Raw genomic sequence first — 13,630 nt, forward strand, 5'->3', positions numbered from 1 at the left:
AGGAGAATGGACCGGATGTCCGCTACGAACCTGCCGGACCTGACCTGGGGCAGCTTCCCGACCGCCTGGCAGCTCGACGCTCCGGCGCTGCTGCTGGTTCTCGTCCTCGGCGGGCTGTACGGCTGGGGCGTGGTGCGGCTGCACCGGCGTGGCGAGCGCTGGCCCGTCGCGCGTACGGCGGTCTTCACCCTGCTCGGCCTGGGCGCGATCGTGTCCGCCACCATGTCGGCCCTCGCCGTCTACGACGAGGTGCTGTTCTGGCCTGCGGCCGTACAGAACATCCTCCTGGACCTCATCGCCCCGCTCGGCCTGGCCCTGGGCGACCCGCTCGCCCTGGCCTGCCGTGCACTGCCCGACCGGATGTCGGGGCGAGTGCGGCGGGCGATGACCGGCAGGTTCGCGCGCGTACTGGCCTTCCCTCTGGTGAGCTCCGTGCTGGTGCTCACATCGGAGCTCTGCGTCTATTTCACCCCGTACTTCGAGACGGCCCTGCGCCACGGCTCGCTGCATCAGCTGATGTATCTGCAACTGCTGGTGGTCGGCAGTCTCTTCGTCGTGCCGGTGCTCACCCAGGAGGAGCTGCTGCCCCGCTGGTGCGGTTATCCGGTCCGTGCGGCGATGGTCTTCCTCGACGGGCTGATCGACGCGGTCCCCGGCATCGTGGTGATGACGAGCGGCACGCTCGTAGCGGGCACCTGGTACGCACAGCACGCACCGCCCTGGGCGCCCGACGTCCAGGCCGACCAGCAGCTCGGCGGCGGCGCGATGATCACGATCGCGGAGCTGGTCGGGGTGCCGTTCCTGCTGGTGATCTTCGTGCAGTGGGTACGTGCCGAGCGCACCCGGACGGCGGATCTGGACCGCCGCCTGGACGCCGCTCTGGTCATGGACGTCCCGGACGCCGCGCCCTCGGCCGCCGAGCCGGACCTCCAGCGCCCATGGTGGGAGAACGAGGGCGGGGTCATCGGCGACCGGATGCGGCGGGAACACCGGGAGCCGTGACCTCCCGGGCGTCTCAGGCCTTGCGTCCCACCGCCGCGTAGAGCGGCACCAGCTGCCCGTCGTCGACCTCGTCGACCGCCAGCTCCGGGTGCCACTCGGCCACGGGCACCAGCCCCGGATCCACCAGGTCGAGCCCCTCGAAGAAGCGGCTCACCCCGGCCCGGGAGCGGGGCACGAGGTTGACGCCGCCCGCCCCGTAGAGGTCGACGGCGCGCCGGATCGCCTCCGGGTCGTAGTCGCCGGTGAGCTGTGCCAGGGCGAGGAAGCTCCCCGGCGGCAGCGCGCCGACGAGCTCGTCGACCAGTTCGTACGCCCCGTCGTCGTCGCCGATGAAGTGCGTCAGCGCGATCAGCGACAGCGCGACGGGCTGCCCGAAGTCCAGCACCGCCTTCGCCTGTTCGATGATCGCGCCCGGCTGCCTGGCGTCGGCCTGGATGTACTCCGTGATCCCCTCGGGCGTCCCCCGCAGCAGCGCCGCCGCGTGCGCCAGCACGATCGGGTCGTTGTCGGCGTAGACCACGCGTGCATCGGGAGCGGCGGCCTGTGCGAGCTGGTGGAGGTTGGGCTCGGTGGGTATGCCGGTGCCGATGTCCAGGAACTGGCGTACGCCTGCCTCGCCCGCGAGCCATCGCGTCGCTCGGTGCATGAACCACCGGTTGGTCTGCGCGGAGTGTTTGGCCCGGCCGTCGATGGACATCATCCGGCGGCCGACCGCCTCGTCGACCGGATAGTTGTCCTTACCGCCCAGGAACCAGTCGTAGACGCGTGCCGGATGCGGCTTGCTGGTGTCGATCTCCGTCATGCGCGCAGTGTGACATTGTCACGCGCCCCACAGTTCCTGCTTGCGGTAACGCGGCTCCCACACAAGCTTGTTGAGGGCCTTGACCGGCGGAGGCATCGCGCCGAAGAACCGCCGCCTTCCCTGTGTCCCGAGGTCGTCGACGATCCACGGAATGTAGACCGCGGCTCCCTTGAACCCCTGCCGTTCGCGGAACCTGGCCGCGAAGCCCTTCCAGTCGGCGGGCCCCAGCAGCTTCTGGATGAGCGGGAGGGCGTCCTGCTCCTCGTGCTCCAGGTGGTATACGAGAACCGCCCTGGCCTCCTGGGCCAGATCGGCGAGCCCGCTCCCGCCGTCGGCCAGCGCCCGGTCGATCGCGGCGAGCAGCGGGTCGATCTGCGCGTGTTCGCTCTCCATGTCCGCCAGCAGCGCGAGCGCGAGGGGGCTGTCGGCCGCCCCGTTCCGCACCCGCGGCCAGAGGTCGGAGTCCTCGACGCTGTGATGGAGGTGCAGCTGGTGCTTGAAGTTCTCCCAGCCCGCAAGTACCCGGGGGTCGGTAGCCCGGCCCGCGGACGCGGCCGCGACCAGGCGGTCCAGGTCGCGCCGGAAGGCGTCGTGGGTGGCGTACATCATGGTGAAGTCGATGGTGCCGGATGCGTGGGGCGTGTCCTGATGTGTGTCGGCCATGGCTCGGCTCGACCTCCATTCGTCCTCGTCTGGTCCTGCCACCGAGAGGGCCTGGCGCTCCGGATCTGTGACATGTCGGGGCCGGAATGAGACACAGGCCACATTCGGCGCTGTCGATGTCACATCCCGGGGGCCCCGATCCGTCTCGTACGTGAGCTCATGCGACGGAGAGGCACTCCATGTCCACAAGCCCGGCGAAGGCATCTTCCGGGGAACGGCTGGCCGACTGGGCCGACGGCCGGCTCGGCATCCACACCTTCGGCAGGAAGTACCTGCGCAAGATCTTTCCGGACCACTGGTCCTTCATGCTGGGCGAGATCTGCCTCTACAGCTTCATCGTCCTGATCATCACGGGCGTCTATCTGACGCTGTTCTTCCACCCCTCGATGAACGAGGTGGTCTATCACGGCAGTTACGCGCCCCTGAACGGCATCCGGATGTCCGAGGCGTACGCCTCCACGCTCGACATCAGCTTCGAGGTGCGCGGCGGTCTGCTGATCCGGCAGATCCACCACTGGTCGGCGCTGATCTTCATCGCCGGGATGTTCGTGCACATGATGCGGCACTTCTTCACCGGGTCGTTCCGCAAGCCCCGGGAGCTGAACTGGCTGTTCGGCTGGCTGCTGCTGTTCATCGGCATCTTCGAGGGGCTGCTCGGCTACTCGCTCCCCGACGATCTGCTCTCCGGCACCGGCATGCGGTTCGTGGACAGCGCGATCATCTCCACGCCCGTCATCGGGACGTATCTCTCCTTCTTCCTCTTCGGCGGCGAGTTCCCCGGCCATGAGGTCATCCCGCGGTTCTACTCGCTGCACATCCTGCTGCTGCCGGGGATCATGCTGGCGCTGGTCGTGGTCCATCTGATCCTGGTCTTCTACCACAAGCACACCCAGTGGCCCGGCCCCGGACGCACGGAGCAGAACGTCGTCGGGGCGCCGCTGATGCCGGTGTACGTGGCCAAGGCGGGCGGCTTCTTCTTCCTGGTCTCCGGCGTCCTGACGGTCGTCGCGGCCATCGCCTCGATCAACCCGGTCTGGCTGTACGGCCCTTACCGCCCCGACCAGGTCTCCACGGGCGCCCAGCCCGACTGGTACCTGGGGTTCGCCGAGGGCCTGATCCGTGTGATGCCCGGCTGGGAGATCAACATCTGGGGCCATACGCTCGCCCTGGGCATCCTCATCCCGCTCGGCCTCTTCCCGCTGATCCTGGCCGCGATCGGCGCGTACCCCTTCATCGAGGCATGGGTCACCGGCGACAAGCGCGAACACCACCTCCTGGACCGCCCGCGCAACCGGCCGGTGCGCACGGCGCTCGGCACGGCCTGGATCTCGCTCTATCTGGTGATGTTGGTCGGCGGCGGCAACGACCTGTGGGCCACGCACTTCCATCTGTCGGTCAACAGCATCACCTGGGCCATCCGGATCGGATTCTTCGTGGTCCCGGTGGCCGTCTTCATCGCAACCAAGCGCATCTGCCTGGGACTTCAGCGCAGGGACCGCGATCTGGTGCTGCACGGCCGCGAGACCGGCATCGTCAAGCGGTTGCCGCACGGGGAGTTCGTGGAGCTCCACGAGCCCCTGTCCCCGACCCAGTTGCACCGCCTGACCGCCCACGAGCAGCCCGCGCCGCTGGAGCTTCCCGCCGCGACGGACGCTCACGGGGTACGGCGCAGGGTCTCCCGCCGCGAGCGGCTGCGAGCCAGGCTCTCCCGCGGTCTGTACGGAGAGGGGACCCAGATCCCGAAGCCCACCGGATCACCCGAGCTCGACAGCAGTCACGACAGCCGCGACAGTGTGGAGCGGTGAGTCGAGCCCGTCGGGTGCCGGCGAGAGGGCGGCCGCGGAGGCGGCCAGGCCCAGGGTGAGGAGTGCCGCGGCACCGATCATGCGCAGCGAGAACTGCGGTGCCCTGCGGGGTACTTCGACACGGGGGATGATCACGGCAGGCCTGCCGGGTCCGCGGGTGAGTACGGTGCCGACGACCGTCGGCAGGGGCGCGGACGCCGTGACACCCGTACCGCCGATCGCGGCGCGGGACACCAGGCCGGGGGCTTCGGCCAGCCGGACCCGCAGGGCCCGCAGACCGATCTCGGCCGCCTCCTCGTTCGCGCGGGCCTCCTTCACCATGGGGAGGGGACGGGCCAGTTCGGCCGGGGCGATCGCCGGTCCTGACTTCCCCCGCCAGGAGGCCGCGAGATAGAGGGCCTTCCTGAAGGGCGCGCCACCGTACTCCCGGTCCTCCTCGGCATGGGCCGCCATCGACCGCGCTTCGGCCAGGTCGAGAATCCCGCGGCGCAGGCACTCGGCGGCCCTGCTGGTCAGCCGGGCGTGCCGGGCCTGGAATACGGCAACGGCCCTGGCGGACCATGCCAGTTGGTCGCCGAGACCCGAGCCGCGGCACAGGACGAGGGCGAGCACCAGAACCAGGGAACCGAAGACGAACCCGATGGCCGAGCCGAAGAGCCCGGAGTTCAGCGCCGACTGCCCGGCCTGCCGGCAGAGCACGGCGACCCGCACCGCCGTGAGCCCCGCGGTCACCCCCGCAAGGACGACGAGCAGCGCCTGGGCCCGCGCGAGGGCACGGTCGGCCGAACCGGTGTCGAACTCGCCCGCCGTCGCGGAAGGCCTGCTCGCTCCCAGGCGGTCCTGGACACTCTCCCGCAGATCGTGGCAGACGCGCTCGCGCTCCTGATGGTGGTGGAGCAACAGCTCCGTGCACCCGGCATGGCCGAGCGCGAAGACCCCGCCGATGCCCCAACGGACGGCGTCGGAGAAGGAGTTGATGCCCCCGAGGTTCAGAGCGGGCTGCCACAGCAGGAACAGCTCGCCGCCTCCCAGGACGACCGCGCCCGCGACAACGGCCCAGCGCGGCACCTTGTGCTGCAGATGCCGCAGACTCCCCCGGGCCGAGCGCCGTACGGCCAGGTCCGCCGTTTCCTGGTGCTGGGAGAGCACCGCGGACCCGGTTGCTCCGGCCGCCCGCCTGCCGAGGGGGGCGGGGCCGTCGACGACCGCGTCCGCGCCGTCCAGGAACTGCGCTCCGCGCCCGGCGAAGAGTCGCGCGGAGGCCGCGGCCGCCAGGTGGCGCTCGTCGTGGGGCCGCGAGGCGATCAGGGCTTCCTGCTGACCCTCGATGATCGTGGCGGCGTCCGCGGCCTGCCGTTCGGCCTCGGCGGTCAGCGGGTGCCGGGGCTCCCCGGTGAACGCGTCGTGGGTGCGTACGAAGTTGGCGGCGGCGATGGCCAGCACGGTCTCGTTCTGCCGGCCGGCTTCGGCCAGCGCCTGGGGCGGAAGAGACGCTTCGGAGATGCTCCGCAGTGTCATGCGACCCGGCCTGCCCTCGCAGTACGGACATGGTTCACCGGGGCGGACCGGCTCTTCCCGTCGGGCATTCCGGTGGATGTTCATGGCCTTCCACTCCTTCAGGGGTTGATCAGGGGGTGATCGTGACGATGACGGTGCGCTGGGCGGCGTCCTGGGGGCCCCGGGACGTGTCGGCCCGCCGGTCGAATCCGTAGCCGCGTGCGTGCAGGGCGCCGCGGTCCACACCGGCGTCGGCCAGCAGCGCGGCCAGCACTTCGGCGCGGCGAAGGGACAGGGACCGGGCGCCGGCGGGGTTGTCGCCCCACCGGGCGCAGTAGCCGTCGAGGGTGATGTGGGCGCCGGACGACTGGCGGGACACGGCCGCGAACCGTGCCGCGATCCCCCGGACAGCGGGCCGCAGGGCCTCCGGGTCGATCAGGACCGCCTCGTCGGGCCGGAACAGTGCGGTGTCGAAACGCACAGGCCTGCCCGGGTCGGGAGTCGGCTCGCCGGGGGTGCGGACCACGGGGACCACGGAGGCGCCCGGCCACGGCTGCCGGTCCGATGTGCTCCTGACCGGGGTGCGGAGCCGGGCGCCGAGGCGGCCGGTGAGCGCGGTGATGAAGCTCTCCCGCCATACGTCGCCCGCCGGAGTCAGGGGCGGCTGGCCGGGTCCGGAGAGCGGCAGCAGGATCACCTGCAGGTCGGCGTGGGAGAGATCGAGGTGTCCGACCGAAGTGCGCATCAGGCGGTCCACGGCCGCGGCAGGGGTGAGCCGGATCAACTGCGCCATGTTCAGAGGGTTTTCGGTGGTGTCGAGCACGGAGGTCGCGAGCACCACCTCCCTCCGTCCCTGGACTGTGGCGGTCTCCTCGTCGATGGTCCGCAGGGCGGCGTGGAGACTTGCGCCGGACCGTCCGACCAGGGCGGCCGCGGCCGCCGCTTCGAGGTCGTCCAGGCGGGCCTTCACGGCGGCGGCGCGCAGCGCGGGATCGTGCTCGGGGGCGCCTTGGCGGCGTACGTCCAGGTCCAGATCGCCGACCCTGCGGGCCTCGGCTCCGACGACGTACAGCTCCATCGAACCGCCGCTGCCGGCCAGTTCGGCTGCCCGCTCGCGCAGCCGGCCGGGGAGCTCGCCCGGCGTCCGGCTGGTCTTCTCCACCACCGCCAGGACGTCGCCGCGGGGCGGGGTCGAGCCGCGGCCCGCCCACAGGAGTCCGCCTGCCAGCAGGGTGCCCGCCAGGAGCAGGACCAGCGCGATCCGTGTCCGCAACGGCCTGGTGCGGGTGCGGGCGGGATACGTGTCCGGGTCCCAGTCGCCCAACGGTCCGTCGTCGAGCGTGTCCTGAAGGTCGATGTTCATGCGCCCCGCCCCTTCCGAGGAGTTCCACGGGTAGGGACAAGCCTCAGCGGGCATGGCGCGTTACACCCGGCTCAGCGCCGGTTGTTGGTCTGTTCCAGAAGCGTGGCGAGATGGGGCAGGAAGCGGTCGACGGCCTCGTAGAGGGTGCACTGCTTGAGGGTCAGCTGATTCGCCCGATGGGCGGGCACGGACACTCCGCCGTCGATTCTGGCCTGGGGCCACCCCTCCTCGAACAGCGCCCACCACCGGCGGCTCGGCGCGGGCGAGAGATGCACCACCACGGCGCAGCCGTTGTCGTCGGACGCCTCGCACAGGGCGACCATCTCCACCGGGCGGCGGTCGCCGGAAGTCCGTACGGCCGGCAGCGGCTCCACGGCCGGGCGTGCGGCACCGGGTCGTCGCGGGCAGTGCCAGCGGGCGCAGGCCGTGGCGTGTTCGAGAAGGGTGAGCAGATCGCTGCCGAACCCGGCGAGAGCGATGTCGTCGACGACGATCTCGTTCGGTCCCGCCACCGCCGTCCACGGAGTCCTGGGGGGAGGAGTCCACCGGGCGGAGAACTCCCCGACCTGATGGCTGTCGAGCGGCTCGGCGAGAAGTGCCCGCACCGCGATCCGGCCGGGCACCTGGTACAGGGCCACGACCGGGCTGCGGGCCAGTTCGTGGAGCGCCTTGACGGCATCGCCCGGATAGGGACTCTCCAGCCGCCGCAGAGCCGGTCCCAGGGGGCCGTGGAACCGGGACTGCTTCTGCCTGCGCCAGTGCTGTCGTATGGTCCCCTCCGACCGACCGGTCAGCGCCTGCACCCGGGGGGTGTAGCTCTCCCCGGACACGAGACAGCCGAGTCGGACAGCCGTCTCCTGGGACTTCACCGCGAGATCGTCCTCCGTCCACGGCTTTCCCTGCCGCATCGGGAACAGTGCTGCCCGCAGTTCCTCCGGCACCCTTCGCGCGAATTCGGCCGCCTCGGTCCTCTGCACCCACTGCTCCACGTATTCACCGACGACCGGATCGCGGCGCAGCATGAACATCCGCAGTGCGACCGCCGATGCGTGATCCGCAGCGGCGTCGTACGCCTCGCCCCGCAGCCGGCGGACCACACCTGCACGCTCCTCCGGCTCCAGCTCGGCCAGCATGGCCGTCAGGATCAGGTCCATCGAGACCCGGGAGTCCAGTTCGGCTTCGCCGCCGGGGGCCGGAACCCGCTCGAGGCGGCCCCGGTCCCCGTTCTCGAACGTACGCCGCTGGATCTCCTGGAGACGGATGTTCTCCGCGACGCGGTCGACGTACCTCCGGAAGCGGGGATAGGTCCAGAACGCCCTGACCTTTTCGCCGTCGCCGGTCGGCCATCTGTCGTACACGGCCGCGATGCTCATCGACAGGGCGTCCTCGGCTTCCAGAGGGGCCATCCACGCCCCGGACAGCGGCCGGGCCATCCGCGGCTTCAGGAACGTCTCCTCCCACAGCCTTGTGGCAAAGGGACCTTCCTTGACCGTCCTGGCCCAGCAGACGACCTGATCCCGCAGCGCCTTCGCGTCGAATTCGTCGAGCATGTACGGCCAGCGCTCCCGGTCGGCCCGGAGTTTGCCCATGACCACGGTGACCGCCTCGGCCGCCGCCTCGGGAGTCAGGCCGCCCAATTGCTGCACGTCCTGCACCAGTTCCCTCCACCCATGGCGGACGAGATCGTCGAACGCTCCCCGCCCGCCGCCTCCCGCACCCGAGTCGCCCACGCTCAGCCACCTCCCCGGGAGGCCCGCAGCGCGTCGACCCGGGCGAAACAGGCCCGCGCCTCGGCCGCCCGGCGGGCGGACCAGAGCACCGAGCCGAGGTCCTCCAGCCGATACGCCTCCTCGCGCATGTCCCCCGCCCGGTGCGCGAGTTCGGCCGCGCGCCGCAGCTGCGACGCCGCGCCTTGTGTGTCGTCGATGATGCGCAGCAGCCTGCCGAGGCCTGCCCTGGTCTCCCCCTCCCCCACGGGATCCGTACCCGTGAGCAGGTCGGCGGCCCGGCCGAGGTGCCCGGCGGCCCGGTCGTACTCCTCCCCCGCGAGCGCCACCTCGGCCAGGCCGCGCAGTACGTCCGCCGCCCCCCGGCTGTCCCCCGCGTACTCGGACAGATCGAGGGCCTCCTCCAACAGCAGCCTGGCCTGGTGGAGTTCCCCCTGGCGCACGGCCAACCAGCCCGAGGACGTCACCCTGTCGGCATGCTCGAGCAGCATGTCCGTGCAGGACTGCGCCTCGGCAAGAGCCGCCCGGGCATCGGCGGCGCGGCCGGTGGCCCGGTACGCATCGGCCAGCCCGTGGCAGACCCTGGCGTGCAGACCCATGGTCTGCCAGTCCTCACCCAGTTCGGGGACGGCGTCCCACAGCCTGTCCTGTGTGTGGCCGAGCAGCACGACGGCCTCGGCGGGCTCCCCGCAGGCGGTCAGGGCGGCCGCCTCGGCCACCCTGGCCTCGATCTCGCCCGGCAGCGACCGTAAGAGCTCGTGGAGTTGGAGATACGCCCGCCCCCGCGAGTCGTGGATGACCGCGAGGTCCCGGTTGCCGCCGCCGACCAGCCGTTGCTGGTCGAGCGACTGCTGGTAGGACTCCAGAGCGATGCGGATGCTCCCTCCGCGTGCCTGGACGTCCCCGATGTTCCGCAGCAGTTCCGCGCGCTGGGCGGGATACGGGCCGGAATCGACCAGGGCGAGCGCCTGCCGGTAGGCGCTCAGGGCCCGTTCGGCGGCGCCGGCGTCGCCCTGTGCGGACTTCTGTTCCCAGAGCCTGCCGAGCCTCGCGTGGGTACGGGCGACCCGCTCGGGCCCTGCCGGGTCCGGGTGACGGAGAGCTTCCTGACAGGTCCTGATCGCCTCGTCGACATTTCCCTGGGACCGGTACACGTTGGCGATGTCCAGGAGCCGAACGGCGTACTGGCCGGGAGCCGCCCGGCTGTCGGTGAGTTTCAGGGCCTGCCGGTAGTTCGCCAGGGCGGTCTCGTACTCCACGGCTTGTCCGAGATCGCCCATGCGCTCATGGGTACGTCCCAGCCGCTGATGGACCTGGGAGAGCGCAGTGCTCGTGGCGCCCGAATGCGCGGAGAGACCTTGGTAGATCTCCACGGCTTCCTGCAGCCGGTCGGATGCGGCGGCGAGATCGCCCCTGTCGTACGGGCGGTCGTGTTCCAGATCGGCGAGGGCGACCAGTGCGATGGCCCGGGAGCGCCGTTCACTGATCTCGGTCTTGATCCTGAGACTCTCCAGGAGCATGTCCAGCGCCTGCTGGTGGACTCTCTCCTCACGGTCCCTGCTCTGCCGGGCGAGGGAGTTGGAGAGCAGCCCCCCGAGCGAGGTCAGTGCGTAGGCCTTGCAGCGTTTGGCCTCCAGCGAGGTGCCGCTGAGTTCCTCGGCGAGTGCCAGGCTGCGCCGCAGCCACTTCTTCGCCAGATCCGGGCGGCCCTTCCCCCAGTAGCTGTGTCCCAACTGGTAGGCGATGAAGGGCACATCGGGAGAGTCGGCGAGCCGGAGGCCGATCCGCCATGCCTGCTGGAAGAGTTCGTGCGCCCGTTCCGATGTCGCGGACGAGTCCTGGTGCACCTCGGCGAGCTGGACCAGTGCCCTGACTCTTGAGTACGGGTCCCCGGCCCTCTCCGCACACCGGCGCGCCTCGTCCGCCTCGCGGGCGGCCTCCTGGACGCGGTCGTTCAGCTGGAACAGTGCGGATCGGACCACATAGACCTCGGTCAACTGGGCTGCCCGGTCCACGCCTTGTTCCTCAAGGGCCCGGTTGGCGTGCAACGCGTCGTCGAGCAGCCGCTGCCCCGCTCCCCAGTCGCCTGTGACGTCGAGCCAGAGTTCGAGGTGGCGCCACAGCTCGTGGACCGCACGCCAGGCGCCGCGACGGCATGCCGTTTCCTCGGCCTGCAGGAGGTTGCGCCTGGCCTCCTCCAGCTTCTTGAAGTCCTCCTGGTGCCGACGGGCGTATCCGGTGTAGTACGCGATCATCCGCTCGGTCCTGATGCCCGCGTCGTCCGAGGAGTAGCGCCGGGTGTGCTGGGACACTTTGAACACGGATGTGTTCACCGGGTCGCGCTCCACGCGGGCCGCGTGCTCCAGCTGTTCGAGGAGGTCCAGGCACTCCTCCTCACCGAGTCCCTCGACGGCGGCGAGGGCGGCCGCCGACGCCCCGCTCTCCGCGAACACGCCGAACGCCTGGAGCAGCGACTTCTCCTGGACCGTCAGCCCGGCGTCGAATTCGCTGTCGGGGTCGTTGACCAGCTTGTCCGCCGTGGTCCGCCCCTCGGAGAGCGCGCGTCCACTGAGCACGATGCTTCCCGGATGGTGGCCCAGGGCACGGCAGATGCTCCGGCACTCCTGGTCGGACAGCAGGCCCGGCGGGGAGAACCCTCTGAGGAGCCGTACCGCCCTCTCCTCGGACAGCGGCCCCAGAACCAGCTTCTGCGCATCGCGCAGCGACAGTTCACGGGCGTTCGTTCCGAGCAGCAGACGATCGGTGACGGACTGGATCCGCAGGACCTGGCCTATGTCCCTTTCACTGTTGACGTCGTCGATCACGATCAGGTACTCGTGGTCCGCCGACCTGAGCCGCCTTCGCAGCGCCGTGAGCTTGCCCTCTCCCTCCTCGTAGAGGACGTCCGTGTAACCGAGGCCCCTGGCCAGCGTGTCGGCCAGTTCGGTGGCGGAGGAGGGCCCGCCGTCTCCGAGCGTCACCCACAGGGTCTGGCCCGCGAGGCTCGGCGCCGCGCAGGCGGCGGCCAGCAGGGCGCTGACACCCATGCGGTAGCCGGTGACCACCACGGGGAACTGTCCGGCCCGCTCCAGCGCGAGCAGTCGCTCCAGTTCCTCTTCCCTGATGAAGGGAAGGGGCGGAACCGGCGGGGTGATCCGGGCCCGGGCCGCCTCTTTCGCGTCCTTCAGGCTCCCCGACAGATCACCGCGGTTGCCGGGCACGGGCAGTCGGCCGACAGCCCCCGAGTCCGCCGGCCGGCGCCAGGACCGCATCGGACCCGGACCGGCGCGCCGGAAGGCGGATCCGTCGTCCGGCGGCCGGTCCAGCCACGGCTGGACCGGCAACGGGACATCTGATTTCAGCTGGTCCGCCACGGGTGCCACACCGCCCCGGCCCGGCTCACGGCTCTCGCCGCTCGGCGAGTTCCTGGCGTACGTAACCCAGGGCGCGATGGGTCGTCACCAGATCCCGGCGCGGCTGAGGATCCTGCTTCTTGAGCTCGACGGCCTCCTCGTACGCCGACTCCGCCTCCTCCAGCCTGTCCTGCGACTGGTGTACGTCGCCGATGTCGTGCAGGACCACGCCGCAGTACCCCAGGTCGCCCTCGCTGCGCAGCAGCGCCAGCGCCCTGCGGTAGTACGCCAGCGCGTCGTCGTAGCCGCCGGCGGCCCCCGCGTCGCCCATGAGTTCGCAGGTCCGGCCGAGGTGGTGGAGCGCACCGGCGAGCAAGTGGCCGTTGGCCTCGCTGAGATACCCCTCCGCCTCCCGTCCCGCCTCGACCGCCTCCTGCAGCCGCCCGGCGGACCGGTGTACGGCGGCGATCTCGTCCAGCAGCAGGCCGCAGGTGGCCGCGTCCTCGACCGGGTCGACCACGGCCAGCGCCTTCCTCAGCGCCGCCAGCGCCTCCTCGTCCTGCCCGGCAGCCCGGTGGGCCCTCGCGCACCGGACCAGCACGGCGCTCTGCTCCTGGCGTGCCCCCACCCCTTCGGCCGAGAGCAACTCATGTCCTTCGTAGAGCAGTTCCAGTGCATCGAGCGGCCGACCTGCCTCCATGAGGAGGTCGCCGGTCGTCACCAGTTCCTCCGCGAGCCGCCGCTGGGAGACCTTCGGATACGACCTGACCGTCTCCAGTACCTCCAGCTGTACGGCGACGGCGCCATCGGTCCTCCCCAGCGCCTGCAGCACCCCGCTCAGGTCGTACAGCGCGGAGACCAGCGCGTCCCGGGTGCCGGGGTCGTCGCGCAGATGGTCCGCCGCCTCGCTCAGGGACTCGGCTGCTTCCTCCAGACGTCCGGCGGATCGCCGGCACCGGGCGAAATCCGCCAGCACGACTCCGTAAAGCCCCGGTTCGTCCTTGGCGTCGATCGCCCCGAGGGCATCGATGAAGGCGTCCCCCGCCCGGTCGAGGAGTTCCGCGCGCGACCTCGGCTCCGCCGTATGCCGACCGTCCGTCGCATCGTGTGTCGTCATGACGCCACGCCCATCCGGTTGTGCGCCCGCCCGACGCGGGCCTCCTGCCCTCAACAGGGCCTGGGACGACGGGGCGTTACACGGCGGCACGGTCCGCTCCGGACAACTCCCCCGATACCAGACGCTACTGAGCCGAACGGCCGGGGACCATACGACGAACGGCCCATGCCACCACCGGATGCATCCATTTCTTGAACGTGACGTGGTCCATACCAAGCCCTTGACAGGCAGTTAGTTCACTTCTTAAATCACGCAGTGAACTAAGCAACGCTGTCATGCGCACAACAGACGCCTTCCCCCA

9 protein-coding genes are annotated in these 13,630 nt (G+C 70.7%); 2 read left to right on the forward strand and 7 right to left on the reverse strand.

The window, feature by feature from the left end; all coding sequences use genetic code 11:
* The first annotated feature begins 15 nt into the window (after positions 1–15).
* Entirely contained in the window at positions 16–1,002 is a 987-nt protein-coding gene (locus AB0H78_RS05290; protein ID WP_363232891.1) for a cytochrome c oxidase assembly protein, read from the forward strand.
* 13 nt (positions 1,003–1,015) lie between these two features.
* Here the strand turns inward: AB0H78_RS05290 and AB0H78_RS05295 are convergent, their stop codons facing one another.
* Together AB0H78_RS05295 and AB0H78_RS05300 are read right to left on the reverse strand one after the other, a co-directional pair.
* Positions 1,016–1,804 (reverse strand): SAM-dependent methyltransferase, encoded by a 789-nt coding sequence (locus tag AB0H78_RS05295; protein WP_363232892.1) that lies wholly within the window; start codon positions 1,802–1,804, stop codon positions 1,016–1,018.
* Positions 1,805–1,822: 18 nt separating this feature from the next.
* Complete coding sequence (locus tag AB0H78_RS05300; RefSeq protein WP_363232893.1) at positions 1,823–2,467, reverse strand: hemerythrin domain-containing protein; 645 nt, start codon at positions 2,465–2,467, stop codon at positions 1,823–1,825.
* A gap of 179 nt (positions 2,468–2,646) precedes the next feature.
* Between AB0H78_RS05300 and AB0H78_RS05305 the strand changes: the two genes are divergently transcribed.
* Positions 2,647–4,272 carry a cytochrome bc complex cytochrome b subunit gene (locus AB0H78_RS05305; protein ID WP_363232894.1) on the forward strand — a complete coding sequence of 542 codons (1,626 nt, stop codon included), beginning with the start codon at positions 2,647–2,649 and terminating at the stop codon, positions 4,270–4,272.
* On the opposite strand, the gene AB0H78_RS05310 is transcribed toward AB0H78_RS05305, so the two are convergent.
* From AB0H78_RS05310 to AB0H78_RS05330, 5 genes are all read right to left on the reverse strand, one after another.
* Positions 4,222–5,790, reverse strand: a complete 1,569-nt coding sequence (locus AB0H78_RS05310) for a hypothetical protein (protein WP_363232895.1) — start codon at positions 5,788–5,790, stop codon at positions 4,222–4,224. The genes AB0H78_RS05305 and AB0H78_RS05310 overlap by 51 nt on opposite strands.
* 109 nt (positions 5,791–5,899) lie before the next feature.
* Positions 5,900–7,132 (reverse strand): OmpA family protein, encoded by a 1,233-nt coding sequence (locus AB0H78_RS05315; RefSeq protein WP_363232896.1) that lies wholly within the window; start codon positions 7,130–7,132, stop codon positions 5,900–5,902.
* A 71-nt stretch (positions 7,133–7,203) separates the two neighbouring features.
* On the reverse strand, positions 7,204–8,862 hold the full coding sequence (locus tag AB0H78_RS05320) for a hypothetical protein (RefSeq protein WP_363232897.1): 1,659 nt from the start codon (positions 8,860–8,862) through the stop codon (positions 7,204–7,206).
* A 2-nt stretch (positions 8,863–8,864) separates the two neighbouring features.
* Positions 8,865–12,233 (reverse strand): hypothetical protein, encoded by a 3,369-nt coding sequence (locus AB0H78_RS05325; protein WP_363232898.1) that lies wholly within the window; start codon positions 12,231–12,233, stop codon positions 8,865–8,867.
* A 25-nt stretch (positions 12,234–12,258) separates the two neighbouring features.
* The gene (locus AB0H78_RS05330) at positions 12,259–13,329 is read right to left on the reverse strand and encodes a tetratricopeptide repeat protein (protein WP_363232899.1); all 1,071 of its coding nucleotides are present in this window, start codon (positions 13,327–13,329) and stop codon (positions 12,259–12,261) included.
* Positions 13,330–13,630: the final 301 nt, after the last annotated feature.

The sequence above is a fragment of the Streptomyces sp. NPDC050738 genome, assembly GCF_040654175.1.
Classification (GTDB): Bacteria; Actinomycetota; Actinomycetes; order Streptomycetales; family Streptomycetaceae; genus Streptomyces.

Excerpts from the sequence above, each read along its gene's own strand:
- AB0H78_RS05290 (WP_363232891.1), top strand. The coding sequence starts at position 16 with ATGTCCGCTACGAACCTGCCGGACCTGACCTGGGGCAGCTTCCCGACC.
- AB0H78_RS05295 (WP_363232892.1), bottom strand. The coding sequence starts at position 1,804 with ATGACGGAGATCGACACCAGCAAGCCGCATCCGGCACGCGTCTACGAC.
- AB0H78_RS05300 (WP_363232893.1), bottom strand. The coding sequence starts at position 2,467 with ATGGCCGACACACATCAGGACACGCCCCACGCATCCGGCACCATCGAC.
- AB0H78_RS05305 (WP_363232894.1), top strand. The coding sequence starts at position 2,647 with ATGTCCACAAGCCCGGCGAAGGCATCTTCCGGGGAACGGCTGGCCGAC.
- AB0H78_RS05310 (WP_363232895.1), bottom strand. The coding sequence starts at position 5,790 with ATGACACTGCGGAGCATCTCCGAAGCGTCTCTTCCGCCCCAGGCGCTG.
- AB0H78_RS05315 (WP_363232896.1), bottom strand. The coding sequence starts at position 7,132 with ATGAACATCGACCTTCAGGACACGCTCGACGACGGACCGTTGGGCGAC.
- AB0H78_RS05330 (WP_363232899.1), bottom strand. The coding sequence starts at position 13,329 with ATGACGACACACGATGCGACGGACGGTCGGCATACGGCGGAGCCGAGG.